We start from the raw sequence: 22,040 nt of genomic DNA, 5'->3' as shown, positions 1-22,040 counted from the left end.
GGACACTCGACCAGGAAAGCCGTTGCCATCGGAGGGGGACGCGATATGCGGGACAGCCATCGGGCCGAGGCCGAGCGGCTGTTGGCCCGGGCCGCGGAGGAGGAGGTCCGGCGGTCGGGCGGGCGCGCGGACGGGAACGTGCTGCTGTCGCGGGCACGGGCCGCGCTGGACGCCATGGCGCAGACGGCCGCTGAAGAGTACGAGGCGTACACCAAGGCGCTGGACGAGGCGGAGGCGGGCCGGCTGACCTTCGGCCAGCGGTACGCGCGCGATGGAGCCGGGACTCCCTTGCTGGTGGCGGCCGTTGCCGCGGTCGCGGCCTGCGTCGCGGACCTGGCGCTGGGCACCGGCGCGGGCACGGCGGTGGGCGCCGGCGCGGTCGTCGGCGTCGCGGGCGCCGCGACCACGGTGGCGAAGGTGACGGCGTCCCACCTGCCGGCCGCGAGCCGCCACGCCGGGGCCCTCGGCCAGCCGGGCGGCCCGGAGCAGCTGCGGCTGGCGTGGCTGACGGCGCTGGAGGTGCGCGGCATCCGCCCGTTCTTCGACCAGCAGCGCGTGCTGACCGCGACCACCGGAGCGAAGAAGGGGGCACCCCAGCTGCGGCGCACGGACAAGAGCGCGGCGGCCCGCAGGCGAAGTGTCCTGGAGCAGTCCTTCGGTCATCTACCGGAGCCGATGGGGCCGTTCGCGGGCCGTCGGCAGGAGGTGCTGCGGATCGCGCAGTGGGTGCACTCGGCCCGCGCGAGCACGGAGACCAGGCCCACGGTGGTCGTCCTGCACGGCGCGCCGGGCTCGGGCCGCAGCACGCTCGCGATACGCGCGGCGCACGAGCTGAAGGACCAGTTCCGCGGCGCGTGCGTCGTCGACCTGCGCGGCGACAGCCCGGAGGAGCCGCCGCTGTCCACCCGCGACGCGCTGCTCCACCTGCTCAACCGGCTCGGAGCGCCCCGCGAGCAGCTCCTGTTCCGCGAGCGCTCCTCGCAGGACCAGCAGGTCAGGCGGCTCGCCGAGCTCTACCACCAGCATCTGACCGGCCTCCCGGTGACGATCGTGCTGGACGACGCGAGCGATGTGGAGCAGGTACGGACCCTGGTGCCCGAGCGCTCCGACAGCCTCGTCGTGGTCACCGCCCGCAAACCCCTCGACCTGCCCGCCGACCTCCCCGCCTGGGTGCACCAGCTCCCGGTCGAGCCGCTCACCGCACCGGGCGCGGAGGAGCTCCTGACCGCGGCCGCGCAGGACCCCTCGGACCCGTACGACGCCGAATCCTCCGATCGCGTAAGGGAGTTGTGCGGCGGCCTTCCGCTGGCGCTGCGCATCGCCGGCTCCTCCCTCGGCCCCCGCACTCCCCGCCGACTCGCCACCGATCTGGCGGCGTACGGCCCGGTCGAGCCGGTGGAGCGGGTGCTGTGGCTGCGCTATTCGGACCAGTCGGGCACGGCGAGGCGGCTGCTGCGGCGGCTGGCCCTGGCGGGCCGCGCCTCGCTGGGCGCGGCCGCGGCGGCCGCCCTGCTCGCGACGGACGAGCCGGAGGCGACCCGTCACCTGGAGGCGCTCTCCCGCGCCGGCCTGATCGACCACGTCCGCGGCAGCCGCTACCGCCTGCACGATCTCGTACGGGCCTTCGCGCAGGCCCGCCTGCTGGACGAGGAGGAGCCGTCCGAGCGTACGGCCGCGCAGGAACGTCTCATCGTGAACTACGGCGAGCTGGCGGACTCGGTGATCCGTCTGGTCGACGGCAAGACGTCCACCCGTGCCGACCAGTTCGGCCCGCACGGCTTCACCTCCCTGGACGCGGCCCTGCGCTGGCTGGACGACGAGTCGAGCTTCATCACGGCGGCCCTGCGGCACGCGGAGGGCGTGAACCAGGCGGCGGTGCTGAATCTGCTCGGCGCCCTGTGCGACTACTGCCTCCTGCGCGGCGACCTCTACCGCCTGGGCGAGATCAGCGAGTTGACGCAGGCCGTCGACCAGGGACTGCTCGTGCGCTCGGTCCAGTGGCGCACGGGCATCGCGGCCCGCCAGCTCGGCGAGCTGGACAAGGCGCGTACGCAACTCGCCACGGTGGTGGACCTCTACTTCGAGGCGCACCACGACGCTGGCGCCGCGAGGGCGCTCTGCTCCCTGGGCATCACCCTCCACCACCAGGGCAACCTCGTCGACGCGGCGGCGAAGCTCCAGGAGGCCATGGATCTCCAGGCCTCCCCCGAGCTCGCGGCGGACCGCGCCTGGACGATGCACGCGCTGGCTGCGGTGGAACGGGACAGGGCGAGGCTGCGTGAGGCGCTCGACCTGCTGACGAACGCCCTCGTCCTGCACCGCCAGAGCGAGTCCGTGCACGGCGAGGCCTGGGCCCACTTCCAGCTCGGCCAACTCGGCCTGCGCATGGGCGACGTGCCGCGAGCCGAGTCCGAACTCCGGGAGGCCCTCAACCTGTACGGCCGCACCCGTGACCCCCGGGGCGAGGCCTGGGCCCTCACCCAGCTCGCCCGCGCCCGCCTGGTCGACGGCGACCCGTCCTCCGCCGTGGACGGCCTCCGCCAGGCGGCCTCCCGCCACCGCGACAACGAGGACGCGCGCGGCGAGGCGTGGACGGTGTACTACCTGGGCCAGGCCCTGGAGGAGACGGGCAATCTGGACCAGTCGGTCCGTGACCTGGAGCGGTCGAGGACGATGTTCTCCCGGATACGGGACGTGTACGGCTTGGCGTGCGCCCGCCACCACTCGGCACGCGTCACGCGCGACCAACGCGCCGCGCAGACCGGTTCGCTCCGGAACTCGGGCTTCGCCCGCCAGCTCCTGGTGGACGCCCGCGCCGACTTCCAGCGGATCGGCGTCGCCCACGGCGAGGCGTGGACCTGCCTGGAGCTGGCGGTGGTGGACGCGGGCAACGCCCGCACGCAGCCGGCGCTCTCCCTGTGCGACGAGGCGGCGTCCCTGTTCGCCTCGTACGGCGACCGCCGGGGCGAGGACTGGGCCCGCTTCCTGCGCTGCACGCTCCTGCCATATGCCTCACCCGGCGGCATCGAGGTGGGCACGGCCGTCGCCCAGGAGGAGCTGAGCCAGCTGTCCCGCACCAGCCATCGGGTACGGGACGCGAAGTTGGACGACTACATCGAGGCGTATCAGCTGTTGTTGGAGCGAGGGGCCGATCTGGAGGCGGGCTGGCAGGCGTGGCGGCTTGGGATGGTGCCCAATCGGCATGCCAGGGAGATCATGGGAGTGGCGATCTAGGCGGCCTTGGTTGAGTTCGGTGCGGTACCGCGCCCCGTAAGGGGGCGCGGGGCTGTGACACATGCGGCGATGGGGTTTCCCCGCTCATGGGGGTCCCCGGCGATTCCGGCTGGGCGGGGGTGATCCCATGACACCGGGGTGTCACGGGATCGAGCCGTCGAGCCGTACGGCATCACGCCGCCAAGCCGTGCCGTGCCGTGCCGTGCCGTCAAACCATGCCGTCGGGCTCAGCCCTTCGCGGGCGAAGCCTTCCCCCCGGAACCGGAACCGGCCCCCTTGTCGGAGGCACCCTGCTCGGGAGTCTCCTGGAAGTCGACCTTCCCCATGTGCCGGTTCATGCTCTTCATCAGGCCCCACACCGCCAGGGCCATCACCGCGAAGACGATGAAGCCGAGGACACCGGGGGTGACCTTGTTCTCGTCGACCTCCTTGGCGAGGGGGACGAGATGCGTCATTGCCAGGCTTGCGCTTGCGCTCATGTCAGGCATTGTCTCGGATGCCCGCAAAGAGGTCGTCCTCGGGGAGGGACGTATCGACGAGCGACTTCGCCAGCTCGTACTCCTCCGTGGGCCAGACCTCCTTCTGGATCTCCATGGGGACCGTGAACCAGCCGCCGTCGGGGTCGATCTGCGTGGCGTGGGCGATGAGGGCCTTGTCGCGGATCTCGAAGAAGTCGGCGCACGGGACGTGTGTCGTCAGCGTGCGCTCGGTGCGCTGGAACTCGTCCCAGCGCTTCAGCCAGTCCCCGTACGGCGACTCCAGGCCGCGCGACAGCAGGGCCTCGTGCAGCGCCTCGGTGCGCGGGCGGTTGAAGCCCTGGTTGTAGTAGAGCTTCCGCGGCTGGTAGGCCGGGCCGAACTCGGACTCCGGGTACTTCTCGGTGTCCGCCGCGCCCTCGAACGCCACCATCGAGATCTTGTGGGTCATGATGTGGTCGGGGTGCGGGTATCCGCCGTTCTCGTCGTAGGTGGTGATCACCTGGGGACGGAAGGAGCGGATCTTGCGGACCAGCTCGCCCGCCGCCTTGTCGACGTCCTCCAGGCCGAAGCAACCCTCGGGGAGGGGCGGCAGCGGGTCACCCTCGGGCAGGCCCGAGTCCACGAAGCCGAGCCACTCCTGCTTGATGCCGAGGATCTCGCGGGCCTCGTCCATCTCCTTCTTGCGTACCTCGTGGATGTGCTCCTCGACGTACTTGTCGCCCTGAAGTTTTGGATTGAGGATGGAGCCGCGCTCCCCGCCCGTGCAGGTCACCACCAGCACGTCCACCCCCTCGGACACGTACTTCGCCATGGTGGCCGCGCCCTTCGACGACTCGTCGTCGGGGTGGGCGTGGACGGCCATCAGTCGTAGCTGGTCAGTCAAGACTCAATCCTCAGTAAGTCGGCGCCCCTGTGTCGGACGGCGCGATCGGCGCTTCTATAGTGACCGAACCGGCGGGCGAAAAATTCCGGTCCCGGCCCGGCACACCCGCCACGGAAAGGATGATCATGAGTACGGTGCAGCTGCCCGAGGGCCGGTACGGCCGCTCCGCGGACGAGCGCGCCGACCGCAAACTCAAGATCATCGGTGCCGTGCTGGGAGTGGCCCTGATCGCACTGGTCGGCTATTTCGCTTACTACTACGTCGGCGGCAACAAGATCAGCGCCGAGGTCATCACCTTCGAGCCCTCGGACACCGCGGTGAAGGTCCACCTGGAAGTGCGCAAGGACGAGGGCGCGCGCGGCTACTGCACGATCCGCTCACAGGCCGAGGACGGCGCCGAGGTGGGCCGCAGGGACTTCCGCTTCGACCAGGACGCCACCCGCATCGACAAGGTCCTCACGCTCCGCACGACGAGCCGCGGCACGACCGCCGAACTCCTCGGCTGCCACGCCGACTGAGCCCGCGTCCGCCGGTGGCGGGCGTCACCCTCGACGTCTGGTCGCTGACCTGCGTTAACGTATTTCTGATGGCTTATGTCCTCCCCCTTCAGCTCGTGAATTGTTAGGCTCGTGGTTTCGCCCACCTGTGAAGGAACATTCTTCTGGGTAGGGCGATGCTTTGTATTCCCAGTACCTACGAGGAGCACCTGTGACCCAGACCAGCGAGAACGTCACCTGGCTGACCCAGGAGGCGTACAACCAGCTGAAGGCCGAGCTGGAGTACCTGTCTGGTCCCGCGCGCACGGAGATCGCCGCCAAGATCGCGGCCGCGCGCGAGGAGGGCGACCTCCGTGAGAACGGCGGGTACCACGCGGCCAAGGAGGAGCAGGGCAAGCAGGAGCTCCGTGTGCGCCAGCTGACCCAGCTCCTGGAGAACGCCAAGGTGGGCGAGGCCCCGACGGCCGACGGTGCGGTCGCGCCCGGCATGGTCGTGACCATCGCCTTCGACGGCGACGAGGACGACACGATGACGTTCCTGCTCGCCTCTCGCGAGTACGCGAGCTCGGACATCGAGACATACTCGCCGCAGTCCCCGCTGGGCTCCGGCGTGAACGGCAAGAAGATCGGCGACGATGCCCAGTACGAGCTGCCGAACGGCAAGCTCGCCTCCGTGAAGGTCCTCGAAGCCAAGCCGTACGCGGCCTGAACCCGTCCGACGGGCGCCCTGCTTGGCCGGCCGCCCCCGGCGCTCACCGCGCGCCGGGGGCTTCGCCATGTCTGCCTCAGGGACTGCCTCAAGGACTGCTTCAGGGACTGCTTCAGGGACTGCCTCAGGGACTGCCTCAGGCCGTTGCCGAGCGGTACTTGCGCACTGCCAGCGTCCGGAATATGACGATGATCAGGACCGAGTAGATCAGTGAGGCCCAGACCGGGTGCTGCATGGGCCAGGCATCCGACGGTGAGACTCCCGGGTTGCCGAAGAGCTCGCGGCAGGCCTGCACCGTGGCGCTGAAGGGGTTCCAGTCGGCGACGTGCTGCAGCCAGGGGGTCATCCTGCTGGAGTCCACGAACGCGTTCGAGACGAACGTGACCGGGAACAGCCAGATCAGTCCGCCGGAGGTCGCCGCCTCGGGCGTGCGCACGGACAGGCCGATCAGCGCACCGATCCAGGTGAACGCGTACCCGGCCAGGAGCAGCAGCCCGAAGGCTCCGAGCACCTCGCCCGCGCTGGTGTGCGTACGCCAGCCGACCAGCAGGGCGACGACGGCCAGCACGAACAGCGTGAGCGCCGTCTGCACCAGGTCGGCGAGCGTGCGCCCGGTCAGGACCGCGCCGCGTGCCATCGGCAGGGAGCGGAAACGGTCGATGAGGCCCTTGTGCATGTCGTCGGCGATGCCGGCTCCGGCGCCCGCGGTGGCGAAGGTGACGGTCTGCGCGAAGATTCCGGCCATCAGGAATTCCCGGTACGTACCCGAGTCGGTGCTGCCCCCGATGTTCATGGAGCCGCCGAACACGTACGAGAACATCACCACGAACATGATCGGCTGGATGAGCCCGAAGATCACCATCTCGGGGATGCGGGTCATCCGGATCAGGTTGCGCTTGGCGACGACCAGGGAGTCCCGGACGGACTGGCCCAGGAAACCACCTGGGGCCACTCTCCGCCCGGCTTCGGTGACGGCGCTCACTTGGCGGCCTCCTTCTTGCGCTTGTGCGGCTTTGCGTCCTCGACGACGCCGTCGGCGCCGTTCTCTTCGTCCTTCTCCTCCGCGAGGCGTCCCGTCAGTGACAGGAAGACGTCGTCGAGGGTGGGGCGGCGCAGGCCGATGTCGTCGATCTCGATGCCCCGGGTGTCCAGCTCACGGATGACCTCCGCGAGGAGCTTCGCGCCGCCGGTGACGGGCACGGTGAGCTTGCGGGTGTGCTCCTCGACGGTGGTCTCGCCCTTGCCGAAGCCGCGCAGCACCTCGGCCGCGGTCACCATGTGCTCCCGCTCGTGCACGACGACCTCGACGCGTTCCCCGCCGGTCTGCGCCTTGAGCTGGTCCGCGGTACCCCGGGCTATGACGCGGCCGTGGTCGACGACGCAGATGTCGTGCGCGAGGTGGTCGGCCTCTTCGAGGTACTGGGTGGTCAGCAGCAGCGTCGTACCGCCGGAGACCAGGGTCTTGATGACCTCCCACAGCTGCTGGCGGTTGCGCGGGTCGAGACCGGTCGTCGGCTCGTCCATGAACATGACCGGCGGCGAGACGACGAGCGCCGCCGCGAGGTCCAGCCGACGGCGCATACCGCCGGAGTACGTCTTCGCGGGGCGGTCGGCGGCGTCCGTGAGGTTGAACTGCTCGAGCAGCTCGACCGCGCGCACTTTCGCCTCCTTCGCCCGCATCTGGTAGAGCTGGCCGACCATGTGCAGGTTCTCACGGCCCGTCAGGTACTCGTCGACCGCTGCGAACTGGCCGGACAGACCGATCGAGCGCCGCACCTCGTTCGGGTGCTTGAGCACGTCGATGCCCGCGACGACCAGCTTGCCGCTGTCGGGCCGGAGCAGTGTGGTCAGGCAGCGGACGGCGGTGGTCTTGCCCGCGCCGTTGGGCCCGAGCAGGCCGAGGACCGTGCCCTCGGGGACATCGAGATCGACGCCGTCCAGAGCCCTTACATCGCCGAAGGTCTTCACCAGGCCTTCGGCATAGATGGCGCCTGGCATGTGAGTTCTCCCAAAAATCGGTTGGGGATTCTACGAAGTGGGACTAGCTTTTGCCGGGTTTGCACGGCCGGTGAGCAGCACGAAACAGTGCGGACCAGCAGCAATCATCTGACGAGACACACACCATAACGCGATGTATCGCGTTTCTCAACAGATTTTTCCGCCCCGGACGACAAGGGCCCTGACCTCAGTCGATGACGGTGTAACCCGCCTGCCGCAGCGCCAGGTTGACCTCGGCGCAGTGCTCCGGCCCCTTCGTCTCCAGGTGCAGTTCGACCTCCACTTCAGTGAGCCCGAGCCGTGGATCGGTCCGTACGTGGCTCACATCGAGGACGTTAGCGTCCACCACTGACAACACCCCCAGAAGCGTCGCCAGGGCGCCCGGCCGGTCCGTCAACCGCAGCGTGACGGCCAGGTAGCGGCCCCCCGCCGCCATACCGTGCCGCAGGATGCGCTGCATCAGCAGCGGGTCCACGTTGCCGCCGGACAGCACCGCCACGACCGGCCCCTCGAAGGCCTTCGGCTCACTCAGGAGCGCCGCGACGGGGCTCGCACCGGCCGGCTCGACAACCAGCTTGGCCCGCTCCAGACAGAGCAGCAGCGCGCTGGACAGCGCGTCCTCGGAGACCGTACGGACCTCGTCCACCAGGTCGCCGATGATCCCGAACGGCACGTCACCGGGCCGCCCGACCTTGATTCCGTCGGCCATCGTCGCCGGGTTCTCGATCGACAAGGGGCGCCCGGCCGCCAGCGAGGGCGGATACGCGGCCGCGCCCGCCGCCTGCACCCCCACGATCCGTACATCCGGCCGGAGCGCCTTCACCGCGACCGCTATCCCCGCGGCGAGACCGCCCCCGCCGATCCCGACGACGATCGTGCGCACCTCGGGGCACTGCTCCAGGATCTCCAGACCGACCGTGCCCTGCCCGGCGATGATGTCGTGGTGGTCGAAGGGGTGGATGAACACGGCGCCCGTCTCGGCCGCGTACTCCTGCGCCGCGGCCAGCGTCTCGTCCACCACCGTGCCGTGCATGCGCACCTCGGCACCGTAGTGCCGCGTCGCCGCGATCTTCGGCAGCGGGGCGCCGGTGGGCATGAACACCGTGGAGCGCACGCCGAGCAGCGTGGAGGCCAGGGCGACGCCCTGCGCGTGGTTCCCGGCGCTCGCGGCGACCACACCCGCGGCCCGCTCCTCGGGAAGCAGCCCCGCGATACGCACGTACGCGCCGCGCAGCTTGAACGAACCCGTCCGCTGCAGGTTCTCGCACTTGAAGTGAACCGGCGCGCCCACCAGCCCGGACAGGTGTCTGCTGCCCTCCATGGCGGTCATCCGCGCCACACCCGTGAGCATCTTCTGCGCGCCGCGCACGTCGTCGAGGGTCACCCGCGGCAAGGAGTCAGCCGTGCTGTAGCTCATGACCATCAGTCTCGCAGCTCACCCGGCGCCACACCGGCCGTGACCAAGGTCCGAGACTGGTTTGCGCAGCGCCGGTACGGCCCGCCCCCCGTCCGCGTACTCTGTCCCCCAACCCTGCCACCACGCATGAATAGAGCCCCCGGCCATGCCCACAACACCTGAAATGTCGATGGACATGACGACCGTCGGTGACACCGGTCTTCTCGAAGCGCTCCAGCACGAGGTGGCGGTGTTCGCCCGCCGTGCCGAACAGACCCGGCTCGGCGGGGTCGGCCAGGTGCGCAACTCCATGGACCGAGCCGCGTACCTGCTGCTCAACCGCCTCGACAAGGAGGGGCCGATGGGCGTCAAGGCACTCGCCGCAAGCATGGGCATCGACTCCTCGACGGTCACCCGGCAGGTGGCCCCCCTCGTCGACACCGGGCTCGTCAAGCGCACCTCGCACCCGGAGGACGGACGAGCCGTGGTGCTCCAGCTGTCGCCACGCGGGCTCTCCCGCCTGGAGGAAGTACGGTCCTCCAGGCGCCAGTTGATGGCTGAGCTGACCGAGGACTGGGCACCCGAGGAGCGCGAGGCGTTCTGCACACTCCTGACGCGCTTCAACGTCGCCCTCTCCGCCCGGATGGCCGCGTCACCGCCCGTGGAAGCACCGGCGTCCTCCTGAGCGCCCCGCACCACACCTCGTCAACGCCCCGCGCCTCGTCAAACGCCCCACACCGCGTCACACCGCCGCCGCGGCCGACGGGCACCGCGTCATGCCGCCCTCTTGACCAGGGGCCCACGCCAGGTCTCAGATGAGACCGGGCCTTGTGGTACGCGGCTGTCCTCGCCGTACGCCCCCAGGGGCCCTGTTTTCCCCAGTCGGGAGGCGCGGTGCGAGAGCGGCAGGCGTCCCACAGCGCCCGCCGGGCCCGGGAGTTCGAGGCGTTCGTCGCGGGCGCGGCAGGGCGGCTGCTGCATGCCGCCACACTGCTCACAGCGGAGCCCCCGGACGACAACCCGCGCGCGCGACGCCTGCTCACGATGGCCCTCGCCCACACGTACGCCTCCTGGGACCGCCTGCGCGGCGAGGACCCGTACGACCGGACCCGGCAGCATCTGGCCGTGCGCTTCGCGCGCGGAGCCTGGCACCAGTACGGCGGCCTCGGCTGGGCGCACCCCAGGGGCCGCCCGAAATCCGGCGGCGTACTGGACCGGCTCACTCCCCAGGAAAGGCTGATCCTCGTCCTGCGCATGTACGAGGGCGTGGCCGAGGAGCAGGCGGCGGCCCTGCTGGGGCTGCCCGCGGAGCGCGTACGGGCGATCTGTGCCCGCGCCACGGCGACGCTGCTGCATCCGCCGCGGGAGCCCGCTCCGGCGATCGTGAAGGTGGCGCCGTCATGAGCGGGATGAGCCGCAAGGAAGCGGACGTCCGCCGGATCCTGGAGACACCGCAGCCACCCGTACCACCCGATCTGTACACGGACGTGGTGCGGCGGGGCGGACGGATGCTGCGCCGCAGGAGGGCGGCCCGGCGGCTGATGTGGCTGCTGCTGCTCGCGGCGCTCGTGGCCTTCGTGGTGTGGGCGTCGGTCGCCCAACCGTGGGTGGAGCCGCCGTCGGAGACGACTCCACCGCTCACGGGCTGGTAGGGCTCTGGTAGAGCTTTTCGCCGTCTGGGCGGCCTTGGTCGAGTTCGGTGCGGTACCGCGCCCCGTAAGCGGGCGCGGGGCTGTGCCATGTGCGGCTCCGCCGCAGGGCGGGACCAGCCCCCACAGGCCCGCGCCCGCGGCGGAGCCGCACGTCGATACAGCATCACCGTTCTTCCGGTGGAGTCTTCCGGTGGAGCGCTCAGCCCAGGGCCTGTGCGAGGTCCTGGAGGAGATCGTCGACGTTTTCGATGCCTACGGAGAGGCGTACGAGATCGGCGGGCACCTCGAGCGCCGAACCGGCCACGGACGCGTGCGTCATGCGCCCCGGGTGCTCGATCAGGGACTCGACGCCGCCCAGGGACTCGCCCAGCGTGAACACCTTGGCGCGGTTGCAGACCTCGACGGCCGCCTCCTCGCCGCCCTCCACCTGGAAGGAGACCATCCCGCCGAACGCCTTCATCTGCTTGGCGGCGACCTCGTGGCCGGGGTGCTCCGGGAGGCCCGGGTACAGGACGCGCGTCACGCGCGCGTGACGGGTGAGCATCTCGGCGACCTTGGTGGCGTTCTCGCTGTGCCGGTCCATGCGGACGGCGAGCGTCTTGATGCCGCGCAGCACCAGCCAGGAGTCCATGGGCCCGGCGACCGCGCCCATCGCGTTCTGGTGGTACGCCAGCTCCTCGCCGAGCGCCTGGTCACCGACGACGAGCGCGCCGCCGACGACGTCCGAGTGGCCGCCCATGTACTTGGTCAGCGAGTGGACGACGACGTCCGCGCCGAGCGAGAGCGGCTGCTGGAGGTACGGGCTGGCGAAGGTGTTGTCGACGACCAGCTTGGCGCCGGCCTCACGCGCGACCTGCGACAGCGCGGCGATGTCGCTGATACCCAGGAGGGGGTTGGAGGGGGTCTCCACCCAGACCGCCTTGGTCTTCGGGGTGACGGCGGCCCGTACCGCCGCGAGGTCGCTGGTGTCGGCGACGGACCACTCGACACCCCACCGCGACACGACCTTCGCGAAGAGGCGGAACGTACCGCCGTACGCGTCATTGGGGATGACCACGTGGTCGCCCGGACTGAGCAGCGTACGCAACAGGCAGTCCTCGGCCGCCAGTCCCGACGCGAACGCGAGCCCACGGCGACCGCCCTCCAGGGCGGCGAGGTTCTCCTCCAGGGCCGTCCTGGTGGGGTTGGCGCTGCGGCTGTATTCGTAGCCGCCGCGCAGTCCGCCGACGCCGTCCTGCTTGTAGGTCGAGACCTGGTAGATCGGCGGGACGACCGCGCCGGTGAGGGGATCGGCGGTGTTGCCCGCGTGGATCGCCACGGTTTCGAAGTGCTGGCTGATGTGCCTGTCGCTCATGGGCACCGAGGGTAATGCGCTCGCGGGGTCTGGTGACGGCGGACGCCGGTGGGCACATGTCCCGGGCTTCGGTCCGGGCAGTGTCACGGCCTTCGCCCCGGGCTTCGATCCGGGCCTCGATCCGGGCCTCGATCCGGGCAGTGTCACGGCCTTCGTCCCGGGGTTTGTCCACAGCAGGTTGGCCAATTGTCGGACCAGTCTGGTTCGCTTGGGGTATGGAGATTCTCTGGGTCCTGATGGCGCTGGTCATGCTGGGCTTCGTCATCGGGCCGATCATGATGCGCAGGCGTGCCGGTGGTATCCAGCAGGTCGCCCCCGGCGACCCGGACGCCGCCGACCCGGCGAACTACGGCTTCCTGCGCCAGGAGGAGCTGGACATCCGCATGCCCGGCCCCGACCAGGACCTTCTGGAGGTCCTTGACCTGGTGCAGCGCGGCCAGGACTACCGGGCGGCGTCCCAGCTCCTCGCCGGCACCGAGGTGGAAGGCGAGCGGCGCTGGCAGCGCGTGCAGGCCTTCGCGGGCGCCGCGTCGCTGGAGCTGCAGCAGCGGCCCGGCGGGGTGAGCGAGAACCCCGGTGGGCAGTGGCTGCGGGTGTGGCGGACCGAGAAGCCCAAGGACGCGGGCGGCGCCGCCGTGCACGCGGAGTTCCTGGTGCAGCAGGCGTGGCGTACGTCGACGCCGGGGACGGACGAGTTCCGGATCATCATGGAGGAGGCGCGGGCCGCCTGCGGCGAAGCCGCCCTGCTCTCTCCCGGTGACCCGATCCCGTACATCATCGAGCTCTCCGTGGCCCGCGGACTCGCCTACTCCCAGCCGGAGTTCGAGAAGCTCTGGCTGAAGATCCTGGACCGCGCGCCCGCCCACATGGGGGCGCAGCTGGCGGCGCTGCACTACTGGTGCGAGAAGTGGCACGGCTCGCGGGAGATGGCGTACTCGTTCGCGGAGGCGGCGGCAGCCCGGGCCCCCCAGGGGTCCCTGCTGGCCGCGATGCCCCTCTTCGCGGTCTTCGAGCACCTCCCCGAGGTCAACCTCGTCCAGAGCTTCTACCAGAGCGAGGTCGTCACCAAGGCGGTCCACGGCGCGCTCTTCGCGGTCCACGCGGCCCGTCCCGACGACCCGATGCTGGCCCACGTCCGCCACCTGCTGATCTTCTTCCTCGTCCGCGGCGAGCGCTGGGCCGAGGCGATGAACCAGCTCGTCCATGTCGACGGCCATGTGGGCGCCCTGCCGTGGACCCTGACACCGGACCCGGCAGCGGACTACGCGGTGTACCGGGCACTGGCGGTGGCGGGGTACGAGGCGAACGGAGGGAGCCCCGCGACGCTGTCCCACTGACGCTGTGCCACTGATGTCCCACTGAGAGCCCCGCCCGGAATGCCGGAACCAACAGCGTCCGGAATGCCGGCCGGGGCTCGAACGTTCTGGTCACCGGACCCCAGCGCCGAGGAGACCGCATGTTCCTGCACAGCCGTACGCCGCAGCTGCCCACCGCCGAGCAGGCCCTGCGCGGCCGCCCCGAGCCGACGTTCTCGGTCCCGGAGCGGCACACCGTTCTCGGCAACCCGCTCCTCGGCCCCTACCCCGAGGGCCTGGAGATCGCCGATTTCGGCATGGGCTGCTTCTGGGGCGCCGAGCGCAAGTTCTGGCAGCTCCCGGCGGGCGTCTACACGACACTGGTCGGCTACCAGGGCGGCTTCACCGAGCACCCCGCATACGAGGAGGTCTGCTCGGGCCTGACCGGACACACCGAAGCGGTCCGCGTGGTCTACGACCCCGCCGTGATCTCGTACGAGCAGCTCCTGAAGCTCTTCTGGGAGTCCCACAACCCCACCCAGGGCTTCCGCCAGGGCAACGACGTGGGCACCCAGTACCGCTCGGCCATCTACACCCACACTCCCGCCCAGGCAGCCACCGCCGAGGCGTCCCGCGCCGCGTACCAGAAGGTGCTGACGGGCTCGCGCTACGGCACGATCAGCACGGAGATACTCCCCGCGGAGGGGCGGACGTTTTATCCGGCGGAGGGGTATCACCAGCAGTACCTCGACAAGAATCCGGCGGGATACTGCGGGATCGGGGGGACGGGCGTCTCCTGCCCGATCGGCGTGGCACCCGCCGAAGGCTGATCACGAGGCGGCTGCTCCCCAGCCCGGTCCCCCATCCCCGGGGCCCGGTCCGATCTCCGATCCCCGGCAGACTGACAGCTGATGCCACTCGCGGGTTTTGACACGCGATCTCGCGACCGTCCGCCCGGCGGGGTGGGCAGGTCGTCCCTGCCCCAACGCCGGCGGCGCTACGCGCAAACGGACTGCTGTCGTCTGCTGCCGCAGGTCGCCAAGCTGCACCATCTTCGTTGGCCGCTCCGGTCGAGGAACAGCCAGCCGCAGTCCTCGCTGGGGCAGGTGCGGACAGTGAAGCGCCGCGGATCCGCGAGCAGTTCCGCGGCGCTTCGGGCAGTGGCGAGTATGGGTAGTCGCAAGCCCGCGGCGGGAGACAGGCGCCAGTGCGCCAGGCCGTCCTCGCCCCGGGTGAACACGGACACCTTGGCGGCGTCCTGCGCGAGGTCTGCCACCGCCTTGAAGGCGCGGGCGTCGTGCGGATCGGTCAGGCAGGCGTACAGGTTCGTACGGAACTCGCGGGCCTCGTCCAGGGCGGCGGTGGCGTCGTCGGGGTGCTCTCGCGCCTGCTGGAGCAGCCGGGCGACCCGTTGGTCCTCCGCCAGGTCCAGGTAACCGGCCCACACAGCGAGCGTCGAGTATCCCCGCAGCCAGTCCGAGCCCGGCAGTCCGGAGCCTCCCCAGCCCGCGTACGTGTTGCAGAACTCCAGCGCCGGGTGCCCACTCGTGCTCCACGGCAGCCACTCCTCTCCGACCCGCACGGCGTACAGGGGCGCGGGTGGCCGGTCCAGCCGGGGATCACCCTGGAGGATCCGGTCGTGCAGCGTCGTCAGTTCGGTGCCCGGCTCAATGCCCAGCTCGGTCACCAGCGTCTGACGTGTGTGCCGGTAGAGCTGCAGGGCATCGGCCTGGCGGCCGCTGCGGTACAGGGCGATCATCTGGGCGACGACGATTCGTTCACGCCCCGGAAATTCCTGGGCCAGTGGAGTCAGGTCTGCCACGACCCGTTCGTGCAGACCCATGGTGAGCTGGGCCTCGGCCCGCTGCTCCAGCGCGGAAAGACGCAGCTCGCCCAGCCGGCCGCCGAGCCGGTCGCGGAGTTGGTCGTCGACCACGTCGGCGAGCAGCGGGCCACGCCACAACCCCAGCGCCTGGTCGTATCGGCGTACCCGCTCCCCTGGATCGCCCGCGGCGGCCGCCTGTCGGACCAGAGTGAGGAACTCCTGCGCGTCGATCACATGAGGGCCGGGATGGACGGCATAGCCGTCGTGCCGGGTCTCGACGTTCAGCCCGTGCGGTGTGAGGCGGGCGCGCAGCCTGCCGATGTACGTGTGGACGGTGCCGCGTGCCGAGGGGGGCGCGGCACCGTTCCACAGGAGATCGATGAGGCGTGCGGTCGTCACGACCTGGCCGGCGTTCAGCAGGAGGATCGACAGCAGGCATCGCTCCTGGCGACGGCTGCCCACCTGGACGGGCCGGCCCTCGTGGCGGGCCTCGAAGGGACCGAGTAACTGGAACTCCATGGCGGGCGCGAGCCTAGCCGGGTCGTTCCCCGGCCGCAGTGGATGCGGTGGACGCGGTGAATGCGGTGGACGCGGTGGACGCGGTGGACGCGGTGAGAATCTGGTCAGCGGCCGGGGTGAGGCTGAGGTCCGGATCGTCTTCAAGCCTCACCGCAGCAGGGAGAAACCATGCGACGAACCGTCGTTGCTCTGTCCGCACTTGCCGCTGTGCTCCTCGGCGCGGTGCCCGCCTCATCCGCCTCCGCGTCAGCCTCCGCGGACAGGGACACCGCTGCCGCTGGCACTGCCAGTGCCAATGCCGGCGCCGCTGCCAATGCCGTCGCGGACGAAGGCAAGGGCTGGGAACCGGCACCCTCGACGCCGTGGGACGTCCCCTCCGGCTCCCGGTGCGACTTCCCGGTCCATGGCGAACCCATCATCGACAAGGTGGTCCGGCGTGTGCTCGACACCAACTCCGACGGCTCCGCGAAGCGGGTCGCGTACAAGGGCGACCTGGTCGTACGGATCACGAACACCGACACCGGCGCCTACTACGACGCGGACGCCAGTGGCCGGGCCATCGTCGACCACCGCACCGACGGTTCCCAGTTCTGGTCCGTGCACGGCCCCGTACTGGTGGGCTTCGGTGAGAACGGAGGCGCCCTGACCCGCGGCCTCTACATCATCGACGGCGTGTACGCGCTGGACATCAGCGCCACCGGATTCAAGACCCTGACGATGGCGCACGCCACGAGCGAAGACCTCTGCGCCCGCATCGGCTGAGCTCATCCCCCGGGTCTTCGGCGACCGCCGGGGTCGCGGCGGAGCCCGGATCGTCCACGGTCCACATCAAGGTCCTCGGCCGCTTGGGGCCGCGCGGGCGTGGGCGCGTCGAGGGTGTCCTGTACACGTTCGGCACTCTGCACACGAGCTGAGGTTCGGCACCCTGCACACGAGCTGAGGTTCGGCACCCTGCATACGAGCTGAGGGAGTGCGGGCCGTGCCTACACCCCGTCTCCGTCTCCACCGCTGCCCCCACTCCCATAAGGCCGCGTAAGAATCTCCAAGTTGTGCCCGTTCGGGTCGTCGAAGTACGTGCCACGACCCCCGTCGTTCGTGTTGATCTCGTTGACGCGGCGGTGGTACGGGTCCGCCCAGTACGTGAGCCCGGCTGCGCGGACCCGGGCGAAGATCGCGTCGAAGTCGGACTCCGAGACCAGGAAGGCGTAGTGCTGCGGCGGGATGGGCCCGGAGGTGTCCATGTAGTCGAGGGTCACGCCGTTGGGGATCTGGACCGGGATGAACGGGCCGAACGGCGGGCTCACCTCCAGGCCCAGGATGTCGGCGAGGAAGTGGGCCGATGCCTTCTTGTCATGGGCGGCGACGATCGTGTGGTTCAGCTCGACGGTCATCGTGCGGACCTCCTTGGCTCACCGTGAGTGACCTTCAATGGCCTTTCCGTGCCTCAATTCCTGCCCCTTCCAAAGTAAGCGCGGATGCGGCAGGTCGGCAGCCCGCCAAGCCGCCCCGAACACGCAAGGTAAGGTAAGCCTTGCCTAGGGGGTATGAGTGATCCGCCTGATCCGCGTGATCCGAGCGATCTGAACAACGGAGCAAAACTGTGCGCGCACTGGGCTTGAAGGCCGTCCTGGCCATGTCGGTCGTCGGCGGTCTGGTCGCCGGATGCTCGTCGTCGGAGAGTTCCAGCAGCGGTGAGAACAACGGCGGCGCCGGCAAGAGCGGCCGCAACCCCGTCGCCGGAGCCTCCGAAGGCCCCTCCGCCGCCCCCAGCGCCCTCGCCGACGGCATGGGTACGACGTCCGCAGACGGCGAGTTCCCCCGTACCGTCAGCCATTTCAAGGGCAGGACGGAGATCGAAGCGGCGCCGAAGCGGATAGCCGTGCTCAGCACCGGGCAGCTCGACGACCTCCTCACCCTCGGAGTCGTACCGGCCGCCACCACCCGCGCCGACAACGCCGGTCTCGTACCCGACTACCTCGGCGACGCCTTCCCCCAGTACAAGAAGCGGCTCGCGGAGATGACCGACTCGGGCACCCGGGCCGCGCCCAACCTCGAGACGCTCGCCACCGCCAAGCCCGACCTCATCCTCGCCAACGACTCGCTCGGCGAGCTCTACCCCAAGCTGTCGAAGATCGCCCCGACCGTGATCAGCGCGGGCAACGGCATCAACTGGAAGCGTGACCTGCTGCTCGTCGGCGACGCCGTCGGCAAGGGCGAGCAGGCGCAGGGGCTTCTCGACGACCACGCCGAGGAAGCCGCCGCGGCGGGCAAGGAGATCGACGGGAAGGGCGTCGACGGGAAGAACACCGCCGTCTCCATGGTGCGGTTCACTCCCGACCGGACCCGGATGTTCGGTGTCTCCTCCTTCACCGGGTCGATCGCCGTCGACATGGGGCTCGGGCGGCCCAAGTCCCAGCGGTTCACGGCGATTTCGCAGGACATCGGGGCGGAGAGCATCGATGCCGCGGACGGGGACTGGATCTTCTACTCCGTGCAGGGGGCGGAGGACAAGACCGACGCCGGGAGCGTGCTCGCCGGGCCACTGTGGAAGTCGATGAAGGCGGTCGAGGCCGAGCACGCCGTCAAGGTCGACGACGACCCCTGGTACCTCAACGCGGGCCCCACGGCGGCCGACCTGGTCGTGAAGCAGCTCACCGAGTCACTCGGCAAGTAGGCAGGCAGGCAGGTGGGCGACCAGGCAAGCGAACCAAGTACGTGACAGCGCGCACGACGGTAGGCGGCAGCAGCGCACGCACTGCCGCGGTACGTACCAGCAGCGCACGTACGGCAACCGTACGTACCGCCTGGTTGGCCGCCGCCCTCCTCCTCACGCTCACCGCCGTCGCCCTCAGCCTCGCCGTCGGCACCCGCCAGGTGCCCCTGTCCGCCGTGCTCGACGCGCTGCTGGACGGCGGCGGCTCACGAGACGCGCTGGTCGTACGGTCGCTGCGGCTGCCGCGGACCGAGGTCGGGCTCGCCGCGGGGGCCGCGCTCGGGCTCGCCGGAGCCGCGTTGCAGGCCGTCAGCCGCAACCCGCTGGCCGATCCCGGGATCCTCGGGTTGAGCCAGGGGGCCGCGGCCGGAGTGGTGTTCGCCATCTCCGGCGGGCTGGCGAACGGGTTCGGCGGGTACGTCTGGTACGCCTTCGTGGGTGCCGTCGCCGCCGCCTGCCTGGTGTACGCGGTCGCCTCGCGCGGCCGGGGCGGGGCCTCGCCGGTCAAGCTGGCCCTGGCCGGGACCGCGCTGTCCGCGATGGTGGCGGGCGGCACGACCGTGGTGCTGACGTCGAGTTCGGCGACCCTCGACCAGTTCCGATTCTGGCAGGTGGGCGCGTTGAGCGGGCGCGACGCGGGGACGGTCGGGCAGATGCTGCCCTTCCTCGTCGCCGGTGCGCTGCTGGTGCTCGGCTGCGCACGCGGCCTGGACGCGCTCGCCCTCGGCGACGACACCGCACGCGCCCTGGGCCACAAGGTCCAGCTCGTACGGGTCTGTGCGGCACTCGGCGCGACCGTCCTCACCGCCGCCGCGGTGGCCGCCGCCGGACCGATCGCCTTCATCGGCCTCGCCGTACCGCACCTGGCCCGCCGCCTGGTGTCGGGCGGCCACCGCTGGGCCCTCCCGCTCTCCGCCCTCCTCGGCGCCGGCCTGCTGCTCGCGGCGGACGTTGCGGGGCGAGTGGTCCGGGCACCGGCGGAGGTCCCGGCCGGAGTCATGACCGCGCTCGTCGGCGTGCCGGTCCTGGTCGTGCTCGTGCGCCGGAAGGGGGCGGCCTCGTGACGGAGACATCCCCGACCGCGCCACCTGGGCCACCGGGGTCACCCACATCCCCCAAGTCACCCACGCCGCTTGTGTCACCCGTGTCACCTGTGCCCACTACGCCCCCACCGACGTACCCCCGCTCGGCCGGACTCTCCGTACTCCGGCTCGCGCTCCGGCTCCGGCGCCGCTCCCCCTCCCTCTCCCTTCTCCTGCACCGGCGCTCGGCGGCGGTCGCGGGCGTCCTCCTCCTGCTCCTCGCGGGCGTCATGGTGCTCTCGGCGTGTGTCGGGCAGGCGTACGTCTCGCCGGGGGAGGTCTGGCGGGTCCTGCGCGGCCACGGAGGCCCGTACGACCTGATCGTCGGCGAGTTGCGCGTCCCGCGGATCGTGCTCGGCGCGATGGTCGGGGCGGCGCTGGGGCTCTCCGGAGCGCTCGTGCAGACCGTGACGCGCAACCCGCTCGCCAGCCCGGACGTCATCGGCGTCGGGCATGGCGCGGCCGCCGCGACGGTACTGGCCCTCGCCACCGGGACGATCGCCTCCCCCGGCGCGCTCCCGGTGATCGCCGTCACCGGCGGTCTCGCGGCCGCCGCGCTCGTGTACGTGCTGGCCTGGCGGCACGGCATGCAGCCGAGCCGGTTCGTGCTGACCGGGGTCGGGATCGGTGTCGCCCTCTCCGCCGTCGTCCAGCTCTATCTCACCGAGAGCGAGCTGGCCGCCGCCGAGCAGGTCAAACTGTGGCTGACCGGCAGCCTGAACGGCCGCGGCTGGGAGCAGGCGGGCCCGCTCGGCTGGGTCCTGCTCCTCTCCCTGCCCGCCCTGGCCTGGGCGAGCCGGGCCCTGCGGCCGCTCGGTCTGGACTCCGACACGGCCGCCGCGCTCGGCGTCCGCGTGCACCGGACACAACTCGGCCTGACCGTCCTGGGCGTGGTCCTCGCGGCGACCGCCACCGGCGCGGCGGGCCCGATCGGCTTCGTCGCCCTCACCGCGCCCCAGCTGGCCCGCCGCATCACCCGCACGCCTCAACTCCCGCTGGTCGCCTCGGCTTTGACCGGAGCGGTGATCCTGGTCGCGGCGGACCTCGCAGCCCGCACGCTGATGCCCCCACTGGAAATCCCCGTGGGGGCACTCACGGCCTTGGTGGGCGGCCCGTACTTGCTATGGCTCCTGGCGGCCCCGGGAGGACGGGGGCGCTAGCCCCGCCCTCTAGGGGCGCGGGGCTGTGTCGACATGCGGCTCCGCCGCGTGGGCGCGCCCAGCCACAACGAACCCGCGGACGAAATCCGCCCAACCAGCGGAGCTAGATCGTCGCGGTGTCGATCACGAACCGGTAGCGGACGTCACTCGCCAGCACCCGCTCGTACGCGTCGTTGATCTCGGACGCGCTGATCAGCTCGATCTCGGAGCCGAAGCCGTGCTCGGCGCAGAAGTCCAGCATCTCCTGGGTCTCCTGGATGCCGCCGATGCCGGAGCCGGCGAGGGTCTTGCGGCCGCCGATGACGGAGAACAGGTTGAGCGCGACGGGCTCCTCGGGCGCGCCCACGTTCACGAAGGCGCCGTCCGTCTTGAGGAGGGACAGGTAGGCGTCCAGGTCGAGCGGGGCCGAGACCGTGGAGAGGATCAGGTCGAACGTGCCGCGCAGCTCCTCGAAGGTCTTCGGGTCGCTGGTCGCGTAGTAGTGCGAGGCGCCCAGCTTCAGCCCGTCGTCCTTCTTGCGGAGCGACTGCGAGAGCACCGTGACCTCCGCGCCGAGGGCGTGCGCGATCTTGACGCCCATGTGGCCGAGGCCGCCCATGCCGAGGATGGCGACCTTCTTGCCGGGGCCGGCGTTCCAGTGCTTGAGCGGGGAGTACGTGGTGATGCCGGCGCAGAGGAGCGGCGCGGCCTCGTCGAGGGCGATGCCCTCGGGTATGCGGACGGTGTAGTTCTCGTCGACGACGATGTGCGTGGAGTAGCCGCCGTAGGTGGGCTCGCCGTTCTTGTCGAGGGCGTTGTACGTGCCGACGTTGCCCTTGGTGCAGTACTGCTCGAGGCCCGCCTTGCAGTTCTCGCACTCGCGGCAGGAGTCGACCATGCAGCCGACGCCCACGCGGTCGCCGACGGCGAACTTGGTGACGCCGGAGCCGACCTCGGTGACGATGCCGGCGATCTCGTGGCCGGGGACCATCGGGAACATGGCCTTGCCCCAGCCCTCGCGGGCCTGGTGGATGTCGGAGTGGCAGATGCCCGCGAACTTGATGTCGATGAGGACGTCGTGCTCACCGACCGGGCGACGCTCGATGGTGGTGCGCTCCAGCGGAGCCTTGGCGGCGGGGGCGGCGTATGCGGCGACAGTGGTCATGCCGGGGTGCTCCTAGGGAATGGTGCTGCGCCCGGCCTGCCTTCGGGCCGGGTGTGCGTCCAGCTTGCCCTACGGCGCAACAGTCACCCAGGTCACGCTT

Annotated in this window: 21 protein-coding genes; 12 read left to right on the top strand and 9 right to left on the bottom strand. The window is 70.6% G+C overall.

Going from position 1 to position 22,040, the window contains the following annotated elements:
• Positions 1-45: 45 nt before the first annotated feature.
• Complete coding sequence (locus tag ACTWQR_RS12405) at positions 46-3,234, top strand: tetratricopeptide repeat protein (protein ID WP_443227057.1); 3,189 nt, start codon at positions 46-48, stop codon at positions 3,232-3,234.
• A gap of 227 nt (positions 3,235-3,461) precedes the next feature.
• Here the strand turns inward: ACTWQR_RS12405 and ACTWQR_RS12400 are convergent, their stop codons facing one another.
• Positions 3,462-3,722: a hypothetical protein gene (locus tag ACTWQR_RS12400; RefSeq protein ID WP_443227056.1), complete on the bottom strand. Its 261-nt coding sequence runs from the start codon at positions 3,720-3,722 to the stop codon at positions 3,462-3,464.
• On the bottom strand, positions 3,715-4,596 hold the full coding sequence (gene mca, locus ACTWQR_RS12395; RefSeq protein ID WP_443227055.1) for a mycothiol conjugate amidase Mca: 882 nt from the start codon (positions 4,594-4,596) through the stop codon (positions 3,715-3,717). The genes ACTWQR_RS12400 and mca overlap by 8 nt, the downstream gene beginning before the upstream one ends.
• A gap of 125 nt (positions 4,597-4,721) precedes the next feature.
• Between mca and ACTWQR_RS12390 the strand changes: the two genes are divergently transcribed.
• Positions 4,722-5,114, top strand: a complete 393-nt coding sequence (locus ACTWQR_RS12390; protein ID WP_443227054.1) for a DUF4307 domain-containing protein — start codon at positions 4,722-4,724, stop codon at positions 5,112-5,114.
• A gap of 190 nt (positions 5,115-5,304) precedes the next feature.
• The gene (greA, locus tag ACTWQR_RS12385; RefSeq protein WP_443227053.1) at positions 5,305-5,802 is read left to right on the top strand and encodes a transcription elongation factor GreA; all 498 of its coding nucleotides are present in this window, start codon (positions 5,305-5,307) and stop codon (positions 5,800-5,802) included.
• Positions 5,803-5,938: 136 nt separating this feature from the next.
• Here greA and ACTWQR_RS12380 read toward each other — a convergent pair whose 3' ends face one another.
• The 3 genes from ACTWQR_RS12380 to ilvA form a co-directional block, all read right to left on the bottom strand.
• Positions 5,939-6,784, bottom strand: a complete 846-nt coding sequence (locus tag ACTWQR_RS12380; RefSeq protein ID WP_443227052.1) for an ABC transporter permease — start codon at positions 6,782-6,784, stop codon at positions 5,939-5,941.
• Positions 6,781-7,800: an ATP-binding cassette domain-containing protein gene (locus ACTWQR_RS12375; protein ID WP_443227051.1), complete on the bottom strand. Its 1,020-nt coding sequence runs from the start codon at positions 7,798-7,800 to the stop codon at positions 6,781-6,783. The genes ACTWQR_RS12380 and ACTWQR_RS12375 overlap by 4 nt, the downstream gene beginning before the upstream one ends.
• 187 nt (positions 7,801-7,987) lie before the next feature.
• Positions 7,988-9,217: a threonine ammonia-lyase gene (ilvA, locus tag ACTWQR_RS12370; protein ID WP_443227050.1), complete on the bottom strand. Its 1,230-nt coding sequence runs from the start codon at positions 9,215-9,217 to the stop codon at positions 7,988-7,990.
• A 163-nt stretch (positions 9,218-9,380) separates the two neighbouring features.
• Here ilvA and ACTWQR_RS12365 point away from each other — a divergent pair, with 163 nt between their 5' ends.
• The 3 genes from ACTWQR_RS12365 to ACTWQR_RS12355 all read left to right on the top strand — a co-directional run bounded on the left by ACTWQR_RS12365 (position 9,381) and on the right by ACTWQR_RS12355 (position 10,848).
• On the top strand, positions 9,381-9,881 hold the full coding sequence (locus ACTWQR_RS12365) for a MarR family winged helix-turn-helix transcriptional regulator (protein WP_443227180.1): 501 nt from the start codon (positions 9,381-9,383) through the stop codon (positions 9,879-9,881).
• A 209-nt stretch (positions 9,882-10,090) separates the two neighbouring features.
• Positions 10,091-10,600 (top strand): sigma factor-like helix-turn-helix DNA-binding protein, encoded by a 510-nt coding sequence (locus ACTWQR_RS12360; protein WP_443227049.1) that lies wholly within the window; start codon positions 10,091-10,093, stop codon positions 10,598-10,600.
• Positions 10,601-10,605: 5 nt separating this feature from the next.
• Complete coding sequence (locus tag ACTWQR_RS12355; RefSeq protein ID WP_443227179.1) at positions 10,606-10,848, top strand: hypothetical protein; 243 nt, start codon at positions 10,606-10,608, stop codon at positions 10,846-10,848.
• A gap of 199 nt (positions 10,849-11,047) precedes the next feature.
• Here ACTWQR_RS12355 and ACTWQR_RS12350 read toward each other — a convergent pair whose 3' ends face one another.
• Positions 11,048-12,202 carry a cystathionine gamma-synthase gene (locus ACTWQR_RS12350; RefSeq protein ID WP_443227048.1) on the bottom strand — a complete coding sequence of 385 codons (1,155 nt, stop codon included), beginning with the start codon at positions 12,200-12,202 and terminating at the stop codon, positions 11,048-11,050.
• Between the two features lie 215 nt (positions 12,203-12,417).
• Between ACTWQR_RS12350 and ACTWQR_RS12345 the strand changes: the two genes are divergently transcribed.
• On the top strand, positions 12,418-13,539 hold the full coding sequence (locus tag ACTWQR_RS12345) for a hypothetical protein (RefSeq protein ID WP_443227047.1): 1,122 nt from the start codon (positions 12,418-12,420) through the stop codon (positions 13,537-13,539).
• 119 nt (positions 13,540-13,658) lie between these two features.
• On the top strand, positions 13,659-14,327 hold the full coding sequence (gene msrA / locus ACTWQR_RS12340; RefSeq protein ID WP_443227046.1) for a peptide-methionine (S)-S-oxide reductase MsrA: 669 nt from the start codon (positions 13,659-13,661) through the stop codon (positions 14,325-14,327).
• A gap of 167 nt (positions 14,328-14,494) precedes the next feature.
• Here the strand turns inward: msrA and ACTWQR_RS12335 are convergent, their stop codons facing one another.
• The gene (locus ACTWQR_RS12335) at positions 14,495-15,841 is read right to left on the bottom strand and encodes a BTAD domain-containing putative transcriptional regulator (protein WP_443227045.1); all 1,347 of its coding nucleotides are present in this window, start codon (positions 15,839-15,841) and stop codon (positions 14,495-14,497) included.
• Between the two features lie 168 nt (positions 15,842-16,009).
• On the opposite strand from ACTWQR_RS12335, the gene ACTWQR_RS12330 reads away from it, so the two are divergent.
• Positions 16,010-16,603, top strand: coding sequence for a hypothetical protein (locus ACTWQR_RS12330; protein ID WP_443227044.1), 594 nt, complete (start codon positions 16,010-16,012; stop codon positions 16,601-16,603).
• A 221-nt stretch (positions 16,604-16,824) separates the two neighbouring features.
• On the opposite strand, the gene ACTWQR_RS12325 is transcribed toward ACTWQR_RS12330, so the two are convergent.
• Positions 16,825-17,232 (bottom strand): VOC family protein, encoded by a 408-nt coding sequence (locus ACTWQR_RS12325; protein WP_443227043.1) that lies wholly within the window; start codon positions 17,230-17,232, stop codon positions 16,825-16,827.
• A 209-nt stretch (positions 17,233-17,441) separates the two neighbouring features.
• On the opposite strand from ACTWQR_RS12325, the gene ACTWQR_RS12320 reads away from it, so the two are divergent.
• The 3 genes from ACTWQR_RS12320 to ACTWQR_RS12310 all read left to right on the top strand — a co-directional run bounded on the left by ACTWQR_RS12320 (position 17,442) and on the right by ACTWQR_RS12310 (position 20,796).
• On the top strand, positions 17,442-18,515 hold the full coding sequence (locus ACTWQR_RS12320) for an ABC transporter substrate-binding protein (protein WP_443227042.1): 1,074 nt from the start codon (positions 17,442-17,444) through the stop codon (positions 18,513-18,515).
• Positions 18,516-18,649: 134 nt separating this feature from the next.
• Positions 18,650-19,618, top strand: coding sequence for a FecCD family ABC transporter permease (locus tag ACTWQR_RS12315; RefSeq protein WP_443227041.1), 969 nt, complete (start codon positions 18,650-18,652; stop codon positions 19,616-19,618).
• Positions 19,619-19,707: 89 nt separating this feature from the next.
• A complete protein-coding gene (locus tag ACTWQR_RS12310; RefSeq protein WP_443227040.1) occupies positions 19,708-20,796 on the top strand; it encodes a FecCD family ABC transporter permease in 1,089 nt (362 codons plus the stop codon).
• Between the two features lie 103 nt (positions 20,797-20,899).
• On the opposite strand, the gene ACTWQR_RS12305 is transcribed toward ACTWQR_RS12310, so the two are convergent.
• On the bottom strand, positions 20,900-21,940 hold the full coding sequence (locus ACTWQR_RS12305; protein ID WP_443227039.1) for an NAD(P)-dependent alcohol dehydrogenase: 1,041 nt from the start codon (positions 21,938-21,940) through the stop codon (positions 20,900-20,902).
• Between the last annotated feature and the right edge of the window lie 100 nt (positions 21,941-22,040).

This window comes from Streptomyces sp. 2A115, from assembly GCF_052245575.1.
Taxonomy (GTDB): Bacteria; Actinomycetota; Actinomycetes; order Streptomycetales; family Streptomycetaceae; genus Streptomyces.
This window is presented reverse-complemented; position numbering and strand designations above follow the sequence as displayed.

What these genes read in the sequence shown, in the direction of transcription:
- ACTWQR_RS12405 (WP_443227057.1), top strand. Translation starts at nt 46, where the DNA reads ATGCGGGACAGCCATCGGGCCGAGGCCGAGCGGCTGTTGGCCCGGGCC.
- ACTWQR_RS12400 (WP_443227056.1), bottom strand. Translation starts at nt 3,722, where the DNA reads ATGCCTGACATGAGCGCAAGCGCAAGCCTGGCAATGACGCATCTCGTC.
- ACTWQR_RS12390 (WP_443227054.1), top strand. Translation starts at nt 4,722, where the DNA reads ATGAGTACGGTGCAGCTGCCCGAGGGCCGGTACGGCCGCTCCGCGGAC.
- ACTWQR_RS12375 (WP_443227051.1), bottom strand. Translation starts at nt 7,800, where the DNA reads ATGCCAGGCGCCATCTATGCCGAAGGCCTGGTGAAGACCTTCGGCGAT.
- ilvA (WP_443227050.1), bottom strand. Translation starts at nt 9,217, where the DNA reads ATGAGCTACAGCACGGCTGACTCCTTGCCGCGGGTGACCCTCGACGAC.
- ACTWQR_RS12365 (WP_443227180.1), top strand. Translation starts at nt 9,381, where the DNA reads ATGTCGATGGACATGACGACCGTCGGTGACACCGGTCTTCTCGAAGCG.
- ACTWQR_RS12355 (WP_443227179.1), top strand. Translation starts at nt 10,606, where the DNA reads ATGAGCCGCAAGGAAGCGGACGTCCGCCGGATCCTGGAGACACCGCAG.
- ACTWQR_RS12350 (WP_443227048.1), bottom strand. Translation starts at nt 12,202, where the DNA reads ATGAGCGACAGGCACATCAGCCAGCACTTCGAAACCGTGGCGATCCAC.
- ACTWQR_RS12345 (WP_443227047.1), top strand. Translation starts at nt 12,418, where the DNA reads ATGGAGATTCTCTGGGTCCTGATGGCGCTGGTCATGCTGGGCTTCGTC.
- msrA (WP_443227046.1), top strand. Translation starts at nt 13,659, where the DNA reads ATGTTCCTGCACAGCCGTACGCCGCAGCTGCCCACCGCCGAGCAGGCC.
- ACTWQR_RS12335 (WP_443227045.1), bottom strand. Translation starts at nt 15,841, where the DNA reads ATGGAGTTCCAGTTACTCGGTCCCTTCGAGGCCCGCCACGAGGGCCGG.
- ACTWQR_RS12330 (WP_443227044.1), top strand. Translation starts at nt 16,010, where the DNA reads ATGCGACGAACCGTCGTTGCTCTGTCCGCACTTGCCGCTGTGCTCCTC.
- ACTWQR_RS12325 (WP_443227043.1), bottom strand. Translation starts at nt 17,232, where the DNA reads ATGACCGTCGAGCTGAACCACACGATCGTCGCCGCCCATGACAAGAAG.
- ACTWQR_RS12305 (WP_443227039.1), bottom strand. Translation starts at nt 21,940, where the DNA reads ATGACCACTGTCGCCGCATACGCCGCCCCCGCCGCCAAGGCTCCGCTG.